Source organism: Brevibacterium oceani, assembly GCF_013623835.1.
GTDB lineage: Bacteria > Actinomycetota > Actinomycetes > Actinomycetales > Brevibacteriaceae > Brevibacterium > Brevibacterium oceani.
The window spans coordinates 460,333-480,963 of the sequence record NZ_JABKDE010000002.1; the positions used below are offsets into that span (position 1 = coordinate 460,333).

9 protein-coding genes are annotated in these 20,631 nt (G+C 67.8%); all 9 read right to left on the minus strand.

Annotated features, from left to right (window positions below; genetic code table 11):
- Nucleotides 1–9: 9 nt before the first annotated feature.
- The 9 genes from HK401_RS05595 to mobL all read right to left on the minus strand — a co-directional run bounded on the left by HK401_RS05595 (nt 10) and on the right by mobL (nt 20,615).
- Nucleotides 10–1,782 (minus strand): hypothetical protein, encoded by a 1,773-nt coding sequence (locus HK401_RS05595; protein ID WP_181273668.1) that lies wholly within the window; start codon nt 1,780–1,782, stop codon nt 10–12.
- A 1-nt stretch (nt 1,783) separates the two neighbouring features.
- Nucleotides 1,784–7,468, minus strand: a complete 5,685-nt coding sequence (locus HK401_RS05600) for a hypothetical protein (RefSeq protein WP_181273669.1) — start codon at nt 7,466–7,468, stop codon at nt 1,784–1,786.
- Between the two features lie 183 nt (nt 7,469–7,651).
- Nucleotides 7,652–11,701: a type IV secretory system conjugative DNA transfer family protein gene (locus HK401_RS05605; RefSeq protein WP_181273670.1), complete on the minus strand. Its 4,050-nt coding sequence runs from the start codon at nt 11,699–11,701 to the stop codon at nt 7,652–7,654.
- Nucleotides 11,702–11,828: 127 nt separating this feature from the next.
- Nucleotides 11,829–13,946 carry a hypothetical protein gene (locus tag HK401_RS05610; RefSeq protein WP_181273671.1) on the minus strand — a complete coding sequence of 706 codons (2,118 nt, stop codon included), beginning with the start codon at nt 13,944–13,946 and terminating at the stop codon, nt 11,829–11,831.
- Between the two features lie 139 nt (nt 13,947–14,085).
- Entirely contained in the window at nt 14,086–15,852 is a 1,767-nt protein-coding gene (locus HK401_RS05615) for an AAA family ATPase (RefSeq protein WP_181273672.1), read from the minus strand.
- Nucleotides 15,853–15,996: 144 nt separating this feature from the next.
- The gene (locus tag HK401_RS05620) at nt 15,997–16,224 is read right to left on the minus strand and encodes a hypothetical protein (RefSeq protein WP_181273673.1); all 228 of its coding nucleotides are present in this window, start codon (nt 16,222–16,224) and stop codon (nt 15,997–15,999) included.
- Between the two features lie 15 nt (nt 16,225–16,239).
- Entirely contained in the window at nt 16,240–17,559 is a 1,320-nt protein-coding gene (locus HK401_RS05625) for a hypothetical protein (RefSeq protein WP_181273674.1), read from the minus strand.
- 87 nt (nt 17,560–17,646) lie between these two features.
- A complete protein-coding gene (locus HK401_RS05630) occupies nt 17,647–18,213 on the minus strand; it encodes a hypothetical protein (protein ID WP_181273675.1) in 567 nt (188 codons plus the stop codon).
- Nucleotides 18,214–18,371: 158 nt separating this feature from the next.
- Nucleotides 18,372–20,615, minus strand: coding sequence for a relaxase MobL (gene mobL / locus HK401_RS05635; RefSeq protein ID WP_181273676.1), 2,244 nt, complete (start codon nt 20,613–20,615; stop codon nt 18,372–18,374).
- Nucleotides 20,616–20,631 lie beyond the last annotated feature (16 nt).

Sequence of the window (20,631 nt, forward strand, 5' to 3'; positions counted from 1 at the left end):
TCCTCCGGCTCATGCCGGCTGGTACTCGTCGGTCGGGTACGACGTCTCCGCCGGACCCGCGCTCGGGCCCTGCTGGTAGACCTTGCTGCCCTCGCGGTAGGCGTTGTACGCCGTGCGCAGGCCCTCCTCCCGCTGCACCTGGTCGGCGAGGAACGCGCGGGGGTCCTCGACGGCCGCCTGCATCCGGTCCTTCCAGTCCGGGCCGAGGCGGACGGCGAGATCGCGGTCGAGTTCCGGGTTCTTCTCCCGTACCGCCTGCATCGCGTCGACGAAGGCGTTGGAGTACACCCGACGCTGCTCGTCGTCGTCCAGGCCGTCCATCTCCATCGACGCGAGCATCACGTGTGACTGGTCGATCCGGGCGCGCAGGCCGTCCGGGAGGTTCCTGGTGTCCCAGCCCTCCTTGCGCGACGCGAAGCCGACCAAGTAGCCCTGGACGCTGGAGCCGAGGCTCTCGGGGCCCGACTGCGAGCAGCCGTGCATGAGCGAGGACTCCATGGTCTCGGCGATCGCGACCTGGTGGGCGTCGGCGCTCATCGGCTCGCGGAGCGTGAACATCCCGCTGTCGGGCAGCTTGCGCCCGAGCTGGTCTTCGACCTCGCCGCGCCAGACGCGCCGGACCTCGTCGGTCCCGGTGATCTGCTCCTCATGCGGCTCCGACAGGACGATGCGGCCGTGCGCCACTCCGTTGATCATCGTGCGCACCTCCGGCTCCTGGGCCATCCGCTCGCCGAAGATCATCCGGGCCCTCGTGACCACGTCCTGGCGCTCCAGCCCGTCCTCGGACATCTGGTTGTGCAGGTGCGCGCGCATCGCCCGGTAGCCCCGGCGCACCTCCGCATTGTCAGTGCTCGGGTCCCGCATCGACCAGTAGGCGTCCTCGAGGAGGGCGACCTCGGTCATCGCGGCCGACTCCGGCGTGAACGGCGCACGGTGGCCCCGCTCGCGGTGCTGGAGGTCGTCGAAACGTTTGCGCTGCTTCTTCGTGAGGTAGTCGCGCGGATCGGTGCTGCCGACGAGCTTTGCCCTCTTCTCAGGGTCGGGCTCGTTGGAGAACAGCGACTCCTTGTCCTCGATACCGCGCTCGATCCGGTTCACCCGTGCGGTGATCCGCTTGTCGGAGTGCTTCTGGATGGCGTCCTTGAGCTGGCCGGTGTAGCCGCCCACCTGGTCGCGGAAGTCCTTCGACAGCATCTGCATCGCCACGAACATCCCGGCCGCCTGGACGATGGTCGTCGGGCGCACGCCGCGGGCGAGCGGGGTGACGCACGACTGCATCATCATCTGCAGGTAGACCTGGTTCTTCCGGCTCAGCTGCTTCGACTTCTGCTCGGTGCCCTCGTAGCCGGGCACTGACAGCCCGGAGTCCCGGATCGACTGCATGTAGGTCTCGCCGGCCGTGCGAATCTTCGAGCGCAGCTTGAGCACGTGCTCGCGCTCGTCGAGCTCGTCGTCGTCCCACTCCAGGCGCTGGGCGTCGGTCTCGTGCTGTCGCTCGCGCTCGGCCCGCTTCTCGTCCGCCTCGGGGCCGAAGTGGGCGCGCACCTTCTCTCGGATGCCCTCGCGCCACGCCCGCGACCTGCTCCGCGGCCTCGGGTCGGCATCAGCCTCCGGCTCCTCCTCGACCACCTCGGCGTCGATCGGCTCGTCGATGCGCTCGTCCGCGGTCGGGTACGTCCGCGGCGTCGTCTCCGGCGTCTCGGGCTCGACGTCGATCGCGCCCTGTGAGTCCACCGGGAGCACCTTGCGCGACCTGCTCCTGCTCTCGTCGTTGCTTGCCATGTCAGCCTCCCAGTCCGTAGTCGCCGTCGCCGGCGGTGGTCTCTTCCACGTTCGCCCGGTACTCCGTCGACCGGGGCGCTGGCCGCGTCGGTGCCGTGACGCCGACGGCGGCGGCAGAGCGCCTGTTCGCGCCCCGCAGCCGCGCCTTGTCCGCGTCGTCGGCGAGCACGTCGCGCTTGACGGCCTCGTCGAGGACCGCCGGGCTGTCGGGGACCTCGATGCCCGCCACCTCGGCGGCCAGCTCGGCCTCCCTGCGCTGCAGGATGCGCCGCGTCGGAGCGGAGACGAACTGCGCGCTCTTCTCGCCGCCCCAGACGTTCTCGCGGCTCTTCGCCATCTGCACGAGATCGGAGAAGTCCCCGCCGTAGGCCATCCGGTCCATCGGGCAGCCCGCCAGCGACGGATCCTCCTCAAGGTTGCGGATCAGGCCGGTGCTCGGGTCCTCGAGCGCTCGGGCCACCCGCGCGACGTGGTCGGGGTTGACGCTGACGCCGAAGCCCTCCTTGGACTCGTAGAACTCGACGAACTGCGCCTCCCACTCCGCAGCCGTGGCCTGGATCGGCTCGCCGTCGACGAACTCGGGACGCCACTGGCCGGGGCCGACGTGCTCGAGCCTGCGACCGCGCCACAAATCGCGCCCGGGGCCCTGGAGCATCTCGTACTTGTGGCGAGCCTCTGCCGCGTCGTGCTTGGCCTGCAGGATGGACTGCGTGACCGGGTAGGTCACTTCGAGCACTGCCTTGAGGTCGTCCCCGCGCAGGGCTCGCACCGCGCGCTGGCTGAACGATCCGCCGAGGCCGGTGCCATGAGCCTTGATCGCCGTGGCGAACATCGAGGCCTCCTGGTCGGCCGCGGTGATGCCGGGCTCGCCGTGGTCCACGTCGTGCCAGCCGCCGGCGTCATCGACCTGCAGGCCGAGCTTGTCGGCGTAGGACGACAGCTTGCCGAGGCTGCCCTTGGCTCCCGTGTCGACGCACACCGCCTGCACGGACTGCACGTGCTCGTAGGCGCTCGTGAAGGACAGGGCGGAACCGAATTCGCCGCTCTGGGCCTGGCGATAGAGGTCGCTGAGCTCCTCGGTCAGCGCCTCGCGTCCGACCGTGGCCTCGACTGCGTCGATCTCGCCGGAGCGCATGCCGCGGTGCAGGCGATTGGCCTCCCTCTCGGCGCTGGTGAACTCTTCCGCCAGCTCCGGGTCCTTCGACAGTGCGACCTGCGTGTCGAGGGAGACCTGCATCGCCAGCGGATGCGAGCCGTCACCCTTGACCACGCCGGTGTCGAGCAGGTTCGCGGGCACCGAGAGCTTCAGCAGGGCCTCCTCCTTGGCGGCCTCGCTGTGGAGCTTGACCACCGCGACCGCGTCGCCGTCGAAGTCGCCGTCGAAGCACTGGTCCATGACGGGGTTGATCGCGGCACCGGTGAGCCGATCGTCGATCGCCACCCGCATGTAGCGCACGCCGGCGTCGCGCAGGACCGGGTCGCGCCAGACGAGGGCATGATCGCCCTCCGCCAGCCCCAGCTGCTCGGCCTTGGCCGAACCCAGCGCGATCTGGTCGATGTCCAGGCGCGGGTCGCCCGTCCAGACCATGGTCGCCGAGTCAGACAGCCGCGAAGACATCAGACCGGTCTTGAAGGCGTTGTTCTTGCCCGACAGCACCCGACCCTTCACGTCAGTGGTGATCGCCTCGAACGAGCGCTGGGCCCGGGAGACCGACGCGCTCATCTCCTGACGCAGGGAGGTGCGCTCCTCCGCAGTGAGCTCGGTGCCCGGCAGCTCGCCGTTCAGCTGCGCGGTCATGAATCGGTAGCGGCACGCCTCGATGAAGACGTCCTGGTAGTTGCGGGTGTAGTCGTGCGTAACCGAGGTCCCGTCATCGAACTCCTGCCCGCTGCGCAGGTGCGAGGAGAGCACGGGCAGCTTCCACGAGGTCGCGGAGACCTGCTCCGTCTGCCGCTCGGTCGGGAACGTCAGCGGGAAGGGCAGCTCCATGTCCCCGCCCCGGTCGCCGATGATCCGGCCGAAGGCCTTGCGCATCGAGGTCGTGTTCAGCGCCGGACGGCCGGTGTGCCGGATCGGCTTGGTCAGCTGCAGCTCGGGCATCGGGATGAGGCGGCGCTCGACGTCGGGCTGCTCGCCCTCGCCGATCTCGTAGAGCTCCCCGGTCGCGGTCAGGCCCACACCGGTGACGAGCAGGTGCTCGCGCAGGTTCGACTCGGCCCCGGAGTTGTGGCCGTAGAACTCGCGCATGATCGCCGGGCAGTCCTGGCTCTGCAGCGCCCAGGCCAGCTGCGAGGACGCCTTGCGCCCCTTGCCTGCGCGCACCTGCTCGTCGTCGTAGATCTTCGTCTTCTCGTCGACCGCCATGTGGGTGACGACGAATCGCATCCGACCCAGGCCGCCCGGCGTCGGCTGAGCGAGGGCCTCGGGGCCCTCCCCGGCGATCGCGGCCTGCAGACGGTCCTGCGCCGACGGCTCGGGAGCGCGCAGCTCTCCGAGGTCGCTGTCCATGAGCTCACGGGCCGATCCGGCGTTGCGGCGCGAGATGAGCGAGAACGGGCTCATGACCACGTCCATGTCGGGATTCGCCTGGAAGAAGGCGACCTCCTGCTCGATGCCCTGCTCGCGAGCTTCTTCCAGCGGCATGGTCCGGTCGACGATGAGCGAGAGCACGCCCTTGTTGCCGTGCAGGTCGCTGAGCTTGTCACCGACCACGAGCGCCCGCTCCTGACCGCCCGCGCCGCGAATGCGGTGCGCCTCGGCGAACCCCTTGGACACGACGATCGGGTCATCCGCCGTCCAGCCGCCGAAGGTCATCAGCGCCGTGCCCGTCGGCTCGGTGACCTCGGAGGACTGCATGATGGTCGAGGCGGTCATCTGCTGGCGGTCCCAGGCGTCGTAGCGCAGGGTCTCCAGCTCCGGCCGGGTCATGAGCGGGGTCCGGGAGCCCGAGAGCGTCTCGGGGTCGCCGGGGACGATGCGCCCGTCGGGGGAGACCTCGGCGTCGGCGGTGAGGTACCGCACGATGCCCTGGTTGATCGCGCCGCCGGTCATGACCGGGTCGAAGTAGCCTCCGGGGGCGGCCACGCGATTGGCGTCGGTGCCGGTGAGCACGGCCATGTTCCGGCCGCCGGTCAGACGCCAGGCGTCGAATCGGTTGTCGTCGGCGGGATCGGTCCGGTCGCGCTGGGCGCGGTACTCGGCGTAGATCGTCGAGGACTGCTTGACCTCGTTGGAGTAGCGCACGCGGCGCGCCTCGGTCTCAAGGATCGAGGCCGTCCATTCGTCGAGCCTCTCGGTGATCTCGCCGGTGGCCTCGTCCAGCTCGAGGCTGGTGGCCTTCTCGATGAAGTCCGCCGGGTGCTTCGTGCCGTACAGCTGCGAGTAGACGCCGTTGAGCGAGGCCGGCTCGCCGACGCGGGAGCGCCCGGACATGAGGTCGCCGGCGACCTGCTGCCGGATCCGCTCGGTCATCAGCTGCTCGTAGCCGCGCAGGATCGTCCGCTCCTCGACCGAGCTCGGAGCCTGGCCGGGGACCGGTGCGGCGATGCGGGCCTCATAGCCCGGCACGATGAGCGCGTTCTCGCCGGAAGCGAAGCCAGTGACGATCTCACCGTGCTCGCCGACGTCGAAGATCTGCCCGATCTCGCCGGAGACGGGCTCGGTGCGCCCGTTGCGGCGCTGCCGGGCCCCGGACCAGCTGACGACGCCCTGGTCGTCGACGCGCACCGACTCGATCGTCGCGGCGTTGCGAGCCAGGCTGTCGGCCACGACCTCACCCATCCGGCGCACGAACGGCGACGGGTGCTCGGCCATCGGCACCGAGGTCTCGAGGTCGAAGCGCACGATGCGGTCCTTGAACCGCATGGCCTGGAAGCCGGTGCCCATCATCTCGTCAGGGGAGACCTCGGCGGCGCGCAGAGCGGCGGCGAGGCTGTCGAGGTTCGACCACTGCCCGGTCGGGCTGGTCATGTACTTGGCGACCCGGGCCGGGTCGAAGCGCTGGTCGACCCAGTCGCCGTCGATGAAGTGCGTCTCGGCCTCCCACGTGCCGATCAGCTCGAAGGGGACGTCATCGGCGTGCGCGCGGATCTTCTCGGCCGCGGAGCCGCCGTAGACGAGGTTGCCCATGTCCGGGGCCTCGTCAGGGCCCAGCTCGCCGATCTCCTCGAGCCTCTCGGCGTACATCTCCGCCGTCGCGCCCGGACGCAGCAGGTCGGTGTGCTCGCCGGTGAGCACGCCCCAGTACGTCCTCTGGATCGCGGCGATCTCCGGGTCGGCCGAGTACTCCGGGGGCTCGAACTCAACGAGGTTGAGCCCCTCGGCGCGCTGGGTCTCGAAGTGGGTGATGATCTGCTCAGCGTCGAGTGCCTCCTGGAGGTTCTCCCGCGCGCTGGCCACGGCCGCCGCCGCGTACTCCTCAGCCGGCTCCGCGCCGACGAAGAAGGTCGGAAGGGTGCGCTCCTTGGCCTCACGGCGGATCATAAGCTTCGCGCCCTGCTGACGACCGCGCCCCGGGGCGGAGAAGTCGTCGACGACGAACATGGACTCGCGGCTCTTCGCGTCGTAGTAGCCATCGGGGACGTCGACCGTGCGGCCGCCGTCGCGCTCGGTGTGGGTGGTGCCCAGCTGGCCGACGAGGCGGCCCGGCGCGTCGGCGCGCTCGACGGACTGGCCCTGCGCGAAGCGCAGCAGCTGCACGGCCTCCTCGGGCGTGGGGGAGTGCACGGCGTTGCCTCCGGGGACCCGGTAATTGGTCGAGTAGCGCGTCACCATGCCGTTGTCGTAGATCCGCGCACCGGCGTAGGCCTCGTCGACCGTGTCGGTCAGGCGGACCTCCATCGTTGTCCCCGCGATCCTGGCCTTGATCTGCCCCGGCTCACGGTCGCGCACGACCTCGTAGTCGATGCCCTGGCTCTTGAGCTCCTCGAGGATGGCGGCCGAGCGTGCGACGGCCTGCGCGGACATGAAGCGGTTGCGGTCGATCCGGCCGGTCCGCGGGTCGCGGCCGCCGTCGATGACCCAGCCGCGCACCTGCTCGTACTCGCGCTGGCTCATCTTGTCCATGAGGGTCGTCAGCCCGGAGGCGTCCTCGTTCGTCATCGCGCGGCCTGCCTCGTACGCCTTGCCGTCGTCGTCGAGGCCCCACAGCACGATCGAGCCCATCTGCGGCTCGGCCAGCAGGTCGACCCGACCCTCTGTCGTCCGTCCGATCGTCTCGTCGGGGACGAACAGGAGCGCGGTGCCCGCTCGCTTCACGCTCGCGCGCTCGGACCACGACGGGTCGTAGGGGCTGATCGGCAGGCGCGCCGACTTCGACGGGGAGTCCTTTCCGACCTCCGTCATCCGCATGAACGCGCTCTGCAGTTCCTGGTAGCGAGGATCCTCGCCGGTGTGGATGCCGAACTGCGGCTCGTAGTCGGGCACGGCCTCAGTGAGTGCCTGATCGATGGCGGAGAGGCAGTCGGGGATGGACAGGCGCGGATGCGCCATGCTCTGAGAGATCGGGTTCCCGTCCGGGACGACTGGGGCCGCCGGGCGCTGAGAGAGGATCTCGTCGACTCGTGCGCGAATGGACTTCGCCTGGGAGATCGGGACGATCTCGCTCGTCTGATCTCGGGCCTGTTCGACTGCCTGGTGGAAGATGTACTCGTACAGGTACTTCCTCAGTCCATTCGCCTTCTGCATCTCTCTCAGCCTCCTATGGATGACTCGGGGTTCATAACTCTCTATAGATCATACCCCGCCATTCAGTGACGAGTCGATAGCGAGTCGAAAAGAGCAGTGCCGGGCCACTCGACGCCTCGCGAATGAGGCAGAGCGGCCCGGCACCGGCACCGAGGAGGACCGCCGTGCAACGGCCCCGCCTGATCACTCCTTGCTCTTCATCTCCACCGCCATCGCACGGTCGAACTCGCCGTCGGCGAGAACGCCCCAGCTGGGCAGCGAGGCCAAGTACTGGTAGAACGCCGCGTGCACCTTGACCGAGGAGAGGACCTGCAGGTCCTCGGCCGAGAGGTCGCCCTCGGCGAACACGCGGGAATCCTTCCTCTCGGCCTCGCCGTTCAGTCGCCGCGCCGCATCGGCGTACTCGTCGGAGTGCGTCTCGCTGATGTAGGTCTTCGACCCGTCGGCGCTGCGCAGCTCGCCGTCGCCGCCGACCCTGAAGTGGGCATGGTCGGCCTCGATCGCCGTCCGCGCCGACCGGTAGGCCTCGCCGATCTCGAAGTCGAGGCTGCGCAGCTTCGCCGACCCATCCTTGTTGACGAGCATCTCCTGGCTGACTCGACCCTCGGCGTAGCGCAGGACTCGGCGCTCGGCGTCGCTGGCCTCGCGATCGGCGATCTCGGCTGCGACCTCGGTGTTCGCGATGAAGTCCTCGTCGCTGAAACCCGCCATCGCCTCGTACTCCTCGGGGTCGACCATGACCGGTGCGTTCGGATCGTGCCCGGCGTCGATCGCCGTCATCACCGTCACGACCTCCATGACCTCATCGGCGTACACGTCCGGATCGAGCCGCTCGATGTCGACCTCCTTGTAGTCGTGCAGCTCCCGGTACATCTCCTTCGCATCCTTGGCCCTCTCGGCCTGCGCCATGCGCTTGTCGAGCATCGCCCGGAAGTCAGGCTGGTTGCGGCGCACGTCGAAGTCGATCGCGCTCGACAGGGTCGGGATCGTCTGCAGCGTGTACTCGTGGCCGGGGTGGATCATCTTCGAGCCCGAGCGCAGGAGCTTGAACGACATGGGCAGGATCGTCTCATTGCGGTTCCACACCGGCGCGTCGCCGGCGCGGAAGACGATCGAGTTCCTCGGGGAGAGGAATGCCATGTCGTTGTACTTGATCAGCGGCTCCTCCTCGGTCTGCGTCGTGCGCGAGATCGAGCCATCGGTCCGCCCGCCGGCGATCTTGTCAAGGTTCTCAGTGATCTGCTTCGAACCGGTCCGCGACACGTGCCGCGTGCCCGACATCTTCTCCAGCGTCTCGATCATCGCGTCGTCAGTGGACTTGAGGAACACGATGTTGCCGACGTTGCCCTGGATCACCTTGTCGGAGGTCTCGCCGTACACGTTCCGCAGCTGCTGCAGCGTCTGGAGGATGAGTGTGAACTGCTGCTCTTGGCCCAGTCCAATACTCAGCATCGTCTCGAATCCGTCGATGCCGTGCCCCTCCGACTGCAGGTTGCCGAGCTCATCGAGCATGAACCGCGTGCGGTAGAGCGGCTTCTGGTTCGCCTTCGTCATGTACGCCTGGTCCGCGGAGACGTCGAAGAGCTGCTTGACCAGGATGAGGATCAGCTTGGCGTACTTCATCAGGTGCGGCGGCGTCACGAGGAACACGGCCTTGGGCTGCTCCGAGTAGCGGACCATCGACTGCGTGATCGCCCGCGTCTCACCTTCGATCAGCTCCGGATTGCCTCCGCTGGCGAAGTCCAGCCGCGAGTGCGGGTACATCGTGTCGCCCGGCTTGAACGACTCGATCGCCCCGTCCCTGGTGCCGCCAGCACGCACGGGCTTGAGCTCGCGCAGCACGCCATTCTTCACGATCTTCCGGCCGGTCACCGGCTCCACGACGAAGTGCCGCCCGTTGAGCGAGAGCTGGTACCCCTTCTTGAAGTGGAAGTAGAACGTGCGCACGAGCATCCCGCTCTGCGGGTTCTTCAGCTCCAGCTTCAGCCAGGCCTCGTCCTTCGGGAAGATCCCCTTGAAGTTGTAGCGGGCCCAGCCCTCCATCGACACGATGTCCTCGTGACCGAAGTCCTTGCCGAGGTCCTCGCTGAACTGCGGGTCGGCGTAGGCCGACCACACCACCTGCAGGCCCTTGAGGTGGTCACGCTTGATGTAGTCCGGCGCGAAGCGCACCCCCATCCGTCGCGGAAAGCTCAGTCCGGCGAGGTCGGTGTTCTGCGAGGGCTTGCCGCTGGTCAGCGCGGAGATCGTCGGATCGGTGAAGAAGGACATGGCCGTGATCGCGATGCCGTAGACCGAGGCGAGCATCTTCTCCGCGCCGGCCATCGCGCGCAGCGCGTTGTTGGCGTTGCCGATGAGCTGGCGCATCGTGTTCGTCGGCAGCGCCTCGGTGGCGTTGAAGAACAGCGTGAGCATGTCCTGCTCGCCCTTGTCCTCCCAGAGGAAGGCCTTCTTCTCCACCTCGGCCTCGGCGGCCCTGAACGCGTCCTCGTCGTCCTCGAACTCCTTGTTCTTCACCCGCTGCTCGAGCTCGGCCTTCGGGTTCTTGATCTTCTTCGAGGTCAGCTGCACGAACAGCTGGTAGCAGTTGTAGAGCGTGACCTTGCCCCACATGTCGTCGAGCTGCTGTTCGAGCGTGGCCGGATCGAGCTTCGTCGCCGCGGCGTGCTCGCGCATCTCCCGCTCTTCCTCGAGGTAGTAGTCGATGAGGCCGTAGGCCGCACGCTTGAAGGCGTTGTTGGCCGCGTTCGGCCACACCGGATCCTCGGAGCCGTCGGTGGGGAAGAAGACGTCGGCGATGTTCTCCACGTACATCGCGGTCTTCGTCGAGTTCCCCTCGCGGGCCGCCTCGGCGGCCATGCCCAGCGGGTTGTAGATGTTCGTCTTCATCGGGTTGATGAGGTTGAACTGGACCGGCTCGAAGCCGCGCATGACGAAGGGTACGTAGTTGTTGACGAGCAGCTCGCCTTTGGGATCGTTGACGACCATGTTCGAAGGGTTCTTCTCCCGCGACCACATGTCGATGATCGGCTCGATGTACGTCTGGCCCTTGCCGGCTCGGGTGATGGCCAGCACCATCGTGTTCGTGGGAGAGGTGTCGACCAGGTAGGCCCCGCCCGGGCGCTGGACCTCGTAGTCCGGGAACTCCCAGTCGTCCTTGATGAGGTCGGCGACGACCTCGTACTGCCCCTTCTTCCCCTTCGGCAGCTTCGGGTCGTGGCCGAGCTTGTCACGATCGCGGCCACCGGGATTGTAGGGAATCGTCGTCGCGTCGAAGGTCTTCTGCAGCGCCTTCTCGGTCAGCCCCGAGGCCTCGAATAGCGCAGTGCCGAACTCCTCGTCGATCATCGGACGCGTCTTCGTGATCGTGCGACCCTCGTCGTCGACCTTCGCCTCGCCCTTGTAGTAGGCGACCGCTCCATCCTCGTCGAGCTCGTCCTCCTCAGCCCGCTGGGCGACCTCAACGGTGCCCAGTCCCTTCTTCTTGAGCATCACGTGGCTGATCATCGTGCTGACCTGCGACGAGAAGTGGGCTCCGGAGTCCGGGGCCCAGTCGAACTTGCGCATGACCTCCTCGGGCAGAGAGAGGTGCTGGTCGTTGCGGTGCTCGTTGATGTCAGAGTGATCGACGCGCACGTTGTGCTTCTTGACCTGCCGGCTCGTCCACGACCCGATGATGATCGCGATGAGACCTCCGCCGGCCAGCGAGAAGAACAGCTTCATGCCCGAGATCGTGCCCAGCTCTGATCCGAGCGTCGGGCCCTGCGCCGGCGTCGCGTCATCGGCCGACTCAGCCGGCTCGTACCAGTCCGGCACAGGGACGTCCTCGGCCTGGTCGTAGCACTCGGCGTCCAGGATGAGGTCGCCGTCCCGGTCGACCGGGTTGAAGCAGTCGACGGGGGAGCCGTCGACCATCTTGGAGTCCTCGACGTAGTAGTACGAGCCCGGCTCGGCCCCGCCTCCGGTCATCCCCGAGGCCATGCCGCCGAGCGAGGCGACCATCACCGCGACCATCGAGCAGAGCACCCAGATCAGGATGGCGACCGCTGCGCCGACTGTTAGTGCCAGGACCGTTCCGAGCGTGTTGGACCGCTTCGTCTGCTTGACGCTGCGATCGAGCTGCTGGTCGTCGAAGACGTCCCTGTTATCCAGCGTCTCGGCGGACGTCCGCGCCGCCAGCTTGTCCCAGCTCGACGCCTTCGGCCGTCCTGCCCGTCGCTTCCCCTGTGCCATCCTGGCTCCTCGTTCTCGTTGTGCTTCCCGCTGTGCTTCTGATCAGCGCCGCAGACGAGGACGGCGCACAAAGCCGATTCGCTCTGTGCGCCGTCCGGCCCGTCCCGCGCTGTGGGGTGGGAACCGCTCAGCCCCCGAAGGCCGCTCCGCCGATGAACCCGGCCAGGCCGCCCAGGATGGGCAGGCCGATGATCATCGCGACGATCATCTTGTTGTAGCGGCTCTGGAGCGCCGAGGCCCGTTCGAGCTCCGTCGCGTAGCTCTCCTTGTCCGCAAGCACCTCGCCCAGCCGGGCAGCATGGCGCTTCTCGGCCGCAGTGTCGGCCATCTCCAGCTGCGTGATGAGGTCGGAGTTGCGGCGGTTGACCGAGTCGACCTTCTCCTTCTCCAGGTCGACTGCGTGCTTCCACTCGGCCTCGCGGGCCTTGAGGTTGGTCACCGCGTCCTGGCGGGTCCGGTCGAGCTCATCCTCCATCCGGCGGACGCGGTCGGCGTGCTCGGTGCGCATCGACGCCAGCAGATCCTCCTGCTCGCGGCGCAGGACGCCGATCTCGTCGGTGGTGCGCTGCTGCTCGCTCAGGGCGTTGCTCCGAGCGATGTCGGCCTCGCGGTTGTCGGCGACGATCCGCTGGATCTCGTCCTTCCACTGGGCCAGCCGCTCCTCCTCGGTCGAGAAGTACTCGTTCTGCTTCTCGCGCAGCACGTCGAGGATGCGGGTCTCGCCCGTGGCCATCTTCAGCTCTGCGTGCTGGCGGCGCACCCGCAGGATCTCCTGCCGGCTGAACGCGTAGTCGTTCTCGATGAGCCGCTCGATCTCGGCCACGGCGTCGGCCTGCTCGCGCTCCATCTTGGAGCGGTTGCGCTCCTTGTACTGGATCTCGGCCTGGATGGCCGCCTGCTCGGCCATCTTCTTCGCCTGGGCCTCGTAGTCCCGGCCGATCTCGGTGCGGCGCTCCCGCACCCGCTGCTCCTTGCCCGAGAGCTGCTCGGACCGCTGGACCTCGGCAGCCTCGGTGAGCTGCTTGTACACCCCACCCTCGCGGTCGACGGCGACGTCGCGGATGACCTCCTCGGCGTGCTTCGACATGAGGGTGATGTAGAGCGACCGCAGTTCGTCCTCGTGCTGGTAGCGCAGCTGGGCGAGGTCCGCGTTGGCCTGCCGATTGAGCTGGGCGATCTGATCGCCGAGCCACTCCGTCGCGCCCTCGGGGACGTCGATCTGGACGACCGGTGCGCCGATGGAAAAGGTCGCATTGAAGGTGTCGAGCCCGATCTGCAGGTCGAGGTCCTCGGTGAGGAATCGTCGAGCGAGCACGCTGCGCACCTCGTCCTGATCGGCCAGGGGGGTGGCCTCCGGAGCAGCCTGCGCCTCCTCGGCGACATAGCCGCCCTCGTCCTCGTCGTACTCATCGAAGACCGGAGCGTCATCGATCGCGCTCGGCAGATCGCCCTCGTCGATCGGACCATCGTCGAAGGCCGCCTCGTCGTCGAACACGACGTCGTCGAACACCGGCTCGTCTCCGTCCGACGTCGCGTCGGCGTCCTCCGGGACGGAGTCGAAGATCTCGTCGTTGTCGGGATCGTCGACCGCATCGAACTGCTGGGTCTCCACGCTGGCCGAGGCGTCGACAGTCTCGTCGCTGACCTGTCCGCCGGGCTCCTCGTCCACGGCTCCGCTGTGCTCGTCCCAGACGTTCTTGCCCACGGCCTCCTTGAGATCCAGGCTTCCCGCGGCGACCGCCTTCGCCTGGGCGAAGCCCGACACGACGACATTGCCGTCGTCGTCGCGCTGGCCGGCGTCGCCGACCGCGTCGACGACGAGCTCGCCGCTGGGCTGCCTCTGCCACACCACGGCCCAGCCGTACTCAGCGCCGGTGAGCAGCGAGTACTCCTCCATCCGCAGCAGGGTCTCCTCGTCGGGGATGATCCCGAAGACCTCTTCGCCGAGCATCTCCGACGTCGCCACGGTGTGGATCTGGTCGGAGTCGATCAGCTCGATGATCGACCCCTTGGCCTCGTCGCGACCATGGCGCTTGCTCAGCCCACCGATCGCCTCGGCCGAGAGGATGAGCATCACCCAGGTCGTGCCCGAGGGGAAGGCGAACCTCTCGTTCGCCTTCAGCAGTTCGATCGCTGCGGGGATCGCCGTCTCCCGCACCACGGAGCCCAGGAGCTCGTCAGGCTTCTTCCTGCGCTCCTTCGTCACCTTCTTGCGGCTGTCGGTAGCCGTCGCCAGAATGCCCATCGCTGGTCCCTTCGCTCATTCGAATCACGGTTCGCCTGGTTTATGAGTATCCTATCGCGCTTCTATCGAGTGGATCAACAGACACGTCTCGACTCGTTTCGAAACAGGTCAGTCGAATCGCCACCAAGTTCGCCCGGGGTCATCGCGCTGCCGTGACCTCGATGTGGGCGTCGGACCTGAGCAGGTTCTTGTTCGAGCTCGTGAGCTCGCCGACGACGTCGATGCGGATCCGCCGCTCCGCAGGGTGCTCGTTGATGAACTTGGCCACCGCTGTGGTGACCTCGTCGGTCATCTTTCCCACGGCCTTTCGGGCACCGCCGGCGTTGGAGTCGGTGTCGCCCTTGTCCTCGATGAGGTAGGTGAGCACGTCCTGGTCGACGGTCACGCGCACGTTGTGCTTGACGAATACTTCCTGGACCATCTGCCGCAGCTTGTTCTCGACGATCTTCTCCTGCGTCGACAGCGTCAGCGGCTGGAACGGCACGATCGCGTCCAGGCGTCCGAGCAGTTCGACGGGGAACTTGTTGCCCTCCTGCGTCTTGGAGATCGACCGACGGATGAGCTTCTCGTACTCCTCCATCTGCTTGCCCGAGCCCGTGTCGTCGGCGGCGTACTGCGCGATCGTCTCGTAGATCTCGGACCCGGCGTTCGTGGTGAGCACGATGTAGGTGTTGAGGAAGCTCACCTCGCGCTGGTTGTCGTCCGACAGCCGCCCGTCGTCGAGGACCTGGAGCAGCACGCGCGTGACCACCGCAGAGGCCTTCTCGATCTCGTCGAAGAGGAGCACTGCGTGCGAGAGGTCCCAGACCTTCTTCGTCAGCTCCGACCGGAACGTCTGCAGCGAGGAGTCCTCGGCGAACTCCGTCATGTCGAAGCGGATCAGGTGCCTCTGGTCGTCGCCGAAGAGCAGCTGCGCCAGCGACTTGGTGAGCTCGGTCTTGCCAACGCCGGTAGAGCCCGTGAACAGGAACGACGCCTCGGGCTTGCCCTTGTCATTGAGGTCGGCGACCGACAGCTGGAGGCGGCGCGCCAGGGCGCTCGTGGCGGCGTCCTGGCTATAGACCCGCGCGTCGAGCTGCTTCTTGATCTTCGCGCCGTCGACCCGGAACGAGATGTTCACGCCGAGCTGCTGCATGAGCACGTCGGCCAGCAGGTCGCGGTCCATCGCCGCGCCGGTCAGCCGGTGCCAGCCGGTCATGTTGTCGAGCACGAGGATCGACTTGCGCGGCTGCGCGCTGGCTGGCATGTAGCGCTCGGTGTACTCGTAGATCTGCCGGAAGATGTGGTCGTCGTAGAACTGGTCGTCGATCTCGTAGCGCTTGGCCATGCCCTGCAGGATCTTGACCGTCGTCTCCTCGTCGGGCGGCGAGAGGTTGATGCGCTGCAGACGCTCGACCAGCGGCAGGTTCTTCGCGATATGCAGGTGGAACTCGTCGTACGTCGTCGCCGCAATAATCCGGATGCCGCGCGTGCCCGAGGCCGCGAGCACGGGCTTGATCGCCTCGGTCGCGGCCTCAGAGAGCTGGATGATCTGATGGAACTCGTCGATGAAGAGCACCAATTCGGTGCCCTCGTCCTTGACGAAGGTCTCGGCCTCGTCGAAGAATCGCTTGAGCGTCGAGGCCATCTGGTCGCCGTCGCCGGCCTCGGCGATCATCTTCGCCGGGTCGGCCTCGAGGTAGTCGCGCTCGGTGTCCTCGACCATGACCCCCTGCACCAGCGAGGTCTTTCCGCCGCCCGCAGGCCCCAGGAGGATGGCGTTCGACAGCTCCGGGCGGTGCATCGTGGCCAGGACCTGCAGCTTCTCCTTCTCGCGGCCGACGAGGTCGCGCTCCATCTTCTTCAGGGGGTTCGACAGCTTCGCCAGCATCGGGTACCTGTCGTTGAGTTCGGTGTCCTTGAACATGCAGTGAGCCCTCTCGTGCGACTCGTCGCGACGACTCGCCATTGGTCTGAAAGATCAATCAAAAGTCTATCAAGAGAGTCATTCGAGAAACGACACCGAAAGGCCCCCGGTTCGCCGCCGGGGGCCAGTCGAGTGGAGCGGACTCTAGAGTTCGGGGCCGGCCTGCCGCTCCTGAGCCGCCTCGGCGTCCTGCGGCTCCCGGTGGGACCGGGCCGCCTGCGCTTCGCGCTGCGATCTGAGCCGAGCGTCCAGCACCTCCTGCAGGCGGCGCTCCTCGGCCTCCCACGGATCCTCGGCCTCGGCGGGTGCCGTGGCCGCATCCAAGCCGACGTCGAGCAGGCTCGTGCCCGTCAGAGCGTTCTGATCGGTCATGGTCGTCCTCCTGCCTCAGTCCCCGGGCTGGGGCTCGGTGCCCGAGGAGCTTTCCGGGTCGTCGAACCTGTAAGCGAAGCGCTCGCTGAGCGGTCGTGCCTCCTGCCCCGTCGGCTGCTCGGGTGCAGGGGCCTTCCCATCGAGAACCTTGCCGGTGCGACCAAGGACGTCGGCGGCGAACGCCGACCTGTCCGAAGCAGGGGTGCGGCTCGGCTGAGCCGGCCCCGCGCCGGTGCCGGCACGCCCGGCGTCCCGCTGGACCGGGCTGTCACGTACGTCCTCGCGGTGCAGCCGGTACTCCTCGGCCGACATCCGGCGCGACCCCTCGGGCTGACCCTTCTTCGCCAGGCGTCCCGACCCCATGGAGATCACCTGTCCGGTCCGGTCGTCGCGGAAGTGGTGCATATCGTTCGCCCGCTGTACGTCCGGAGCGCTCGACCGTCGCGCCTCGCCGCGTTCCCTCACGATCGGATTGAACCGCGAACCAGGCTGTCCGGGCGGGGGAGCGGAGCCGAACTGTGCCCCCGCTCGGATGCCCGACAGCCCTGCCTGCGAACTCGCAGGGGCTCTCGTAGCGGTCTGGGGCCGAGGCCGCGGTCCGTCGGAGGGGCGGGCGGATCCCCCATGATCGAGGTCCGGCATGAGTCGCTTCTGCTCCGCTGTACGGGCCCCGCGCAGCTCCACGGTGTCCAGGCGCACCGGACGCACGCCCTGCGCGCGCTCGTCGGCCGTCAGCGTCGTCTGATGCTGCATGATCTCGTCCTCGGTCGAGATCCCGTCCGCCCCGTCGCCGTCGCGGAACGCCTGAGACTGCCGCTCGCGCAGATAGGTGTCGTGCCCCCTGACCGCGACCGCTTCGTCCATTCCCTCGCCGCGCATGCGCAGCATGTTCTGGAACTGCGCCTCACGAGTGCCGAGGTCGACGTCGAAGTCCGACGGCCGCAGGCTGTCGATGTCCGGTCTCGAGCGGCCTGGGCCCCCATGAGCGTCGAGCGGCACGACGTCCGCCTTCACCGCGTACAGCATGCCGATGCGCTGGCCGTTCGTCCCGCGCAGTTCGAACGATCCGTCCTCGCCCGCGGCGGAGGCGATCGCATCCACATCCTCGGCCGCATAGAGCTCCGTCGTGCTCGGCATGCTCGGGCCGTGCGGTGTGTCCTGCCTCCGAGTCGCGAGATGGGGATTCGTCTGGGTTCGACCCTGACGGTCGCGGTGATCGACCTGCGCGTCGATCTCCTGGTACCGACGCCCCTGCGGATCCGCTCCGCTGAGGTGGCGGTCCAGCGCCGTCACGAGAAGATTCACGCCGAAGCGACTCCTCCTGAGATCAGCCATGTCCTTGGTCCTCTCTGTGTATGCAGAAGGCCCCCGAACCGCTGAGGGATTCGGGGGCCTTCGTGTGCGTCCGAGTCGCTGCGCCCGTCAGCCGACGGCCGGCTCGTCCTGCTCGACGGCGGGGGCCTCAGCCGCAGCCTCCTGGGTCTGCTCCGGCTCGTTCTGCTTGGCGGCCTTCGCGGCGTCGCGCGCCTCGCGCATCGCGTCGAACTGGTTCGCGATCGTGTCCTTGTCGACCTTGAACTCGCCGGGCTCGACCTTCTTGGTGTTGACCACCAGACCGGAGCCGTTGGTCGACGGCATCACGCTGCCCTTGAGGCCGTAGACGGTGCCGACCTCCTTGCCGTCCTTGGTCACCAGGGGCTCCTTGTTGGGTCCGGCGGCCTTGACGATCTCCTCCAGCTGACCCTTGGAGTAGGGAGCGCCGTTGCTGAAGCGCTGGCGTCCGTTGGCGTCGAGGACGGGCTTGCCCTCCGCGTCCTTGCGCGCCTCCGACTTGAGGTTGAGGTTCGTCTGACCCTTCGCTCGGGGGTCGCGGGCGTCGACCTGGATGTCGGCGTAGTGCGACTTCCCATCCTTGGTCTCGCCGTTGTTGTAGACCTTCGCCACGAGGTTGACTCCGGTCATCGCACCCTTGCCCTGCAGCATCACCATGATCTCATCCTTTCGTTCAATCCGACCACTCGATTCGTGAGTCGGCCTTGATCACTGGTCTGTCCGAACAGCGCCTGAGTGCCTGTCGAACGCTCTCCACATTAATACTCTATAGACGCTATCGCAAGACCCATGAGAGACGAATCGAAAGATCTCTCTCACTCGCGCTGCGGATCATGCGACTCGTCGATCGGGTCGACGCCGGTGTCCACCGAGGTCACCGCTTCGTCCACCCGCTCCTGGACGCGGACGACGAGGCCCGCGTCGAGCGACGAGGCCCGTGAGCGGCGGGCGTGCTCCCGCTTGGCCTCCTCGGCGCGCAGCTCGGCGATCCTGGACCGCAGCGTCGCCTGCCCGTCGCCGGGCATCTCCTCGGCGGTGCGCACCATCGAGGCCACGTCGTCGACCGGGAGGTCGGAGATCGCCTCCGCCTGCCCGGAGGAGTCGAGGTAGTCCATGGCCGCCAGCAGACGCCGACGCCTCTCGTGGGCCGCGGACACGAACTCCTGCCGCACGGCCTCGCCGACCTCCACGTCGGCGACGAAATCGTAGCCGAGGTGGTGCAGGTCGAGGCCCTTGACCTCGTCGAAGGGATGCTCCGCCCCCGGCACGACGGCGATCCCGTCTCCGGGCTTCGGCTCGTCGTCGCCCGTCCCGTCCCCTCGGTCGGCACGCAGGACCAGTCCCGCGGAGGACAGCTCTGCCCGGAGGTCGTCGAGGCGTTCGTCGTAGACGGCGGTCATGGAGCGGATCCGGTCGTCGAGCACCGCACGCCCTGCACGACCCTCGGTGAGGTGCCGTCCGCCGGGCTGGTCGTAGATCTCGCGCCCCATCGCTTCGGCGGCCTCGGCGTCCTTCATCCGCTGCAGCGAGGCGTCACCTCGCAGAGCGATCAGCGAGAGCAGGCGCTGTCCGTAGTCGGCCACGGCCTGCTGCTGCTCGGCCCACTGGCTCGCGTCGGCGAGGAAAGGGAGGAAGTGCTGGTACTTCGCCACCAGTCTGCGGTGGAAGTCCGCCTCGAACCGGTAGAAGTCGTAGAGGGGGCGGGAGTCCTCCGCCTCGACGTCGGCCCGCTGGGCCTTCTCCCACTGCCGGGCGAGGTCGCGGTAGGACTTCGCGCGGTCGCTGTGGTGGCGCAGGCGCGACCCGTACGAGCGCAGGCGGAAGCCGAAGGAGATCAGGTCGTCCTCCGCCTCGCGGCCCGCTGCCTGCTCGTCGGCGGCCATGACGGCCAGCTGGTCGTCGTCCATGCTCATGACCTCGAGCATCGGTGTGCGCACCCGCAGCTCGGACTCGGGCAGGGCGCGCAGCATCTGGTAGACGCCGTTGACGGCCCGCTCGGTGATCTGGCCCCGGCCGCGCTCGACGAGGGCGCGCCACTCCTGCGCCGACAGGCCCTCGTTCTCGCGTCGCCTGTCGGCGTAGCCTACGATCCTCTCCATGGCCGCCGGCAGCGGGGACCCCGCGCGCTCCAGCTGCTCGTCGACGAGCTCGGCGACCACGCGGTTCGCCTTGCGCATGCTCGGATGGTTCGACCCAGCGCGCCACAGGCTCCGGTCGGCGGGCAGGCACGCCAGGAGGAACTGGGGGAGCGAGTCCTGTCGGATCCGGTCGTGGGCCCAGCGCTTGATGAAGGTCGTGACGTTGCGCCGCTCGTAGCCCACGGCGCTGGAGAGGTGCGCGACGGCCTGCTTCTCGTCGAGGTAGGCGTCGATCCCTCGGCGCAGTCGCGAGCGGTGCTTGTCGAGCAGCTTGCCGCGCTGCGTGCCGTCCCTGGTGACCTGCCCCGTCCCGGCATCATAGGCGGCGAGGTGGCAGTGGACATGCTCGGTGTCGACCTGGATGACGCCGACGTAGCGGAGGTCGTCGAAGCCGCCCGAGCCGGACGCCATGCGGTCAAGACCGTGCATGATCGCCATCCGCAGCTTCATCTGGTCGATGTGGCCGCGGTAGCCCCCGCGGCCGGAGAGCACGAAGTCCTCGTCGACGATCCCGTGCCGCTTCAGGTAGGCCTCGTCGAAGGACAGCACTGTCTTGAGCACCGTCTTGCCGGACTCGAAGCCCCGCTGGATGTCCGCCGACGCCGCCTTCAGCTGGTCGTCCGACAGCGATGCCGAGCCGTAGCCGAACGCCACGCCTCCGTCGCCCTGCGCCTGGCGCATCTCCGTCTTGGCCGCCGACCTGGACAGGCCGGCGTGCTCGACGGCTGACTCTCGCGCCATGTAGCGCATGATGAAGTCGTCGGTGCGCAAGCGCTGGATCGGAGCCAGCGACTCCGTCGCCTGCTCCCGGGCCATGTACCGGGTCACGTACGCCCCCGGCGTCCCGCCGCGAGAACCCTTGCCGCCCGGCAACGGCAGGCTGTACTCGTTGACCACGATGATGTCGGTCTTCAGCGGCATGCCGCCTCTCCTTCCT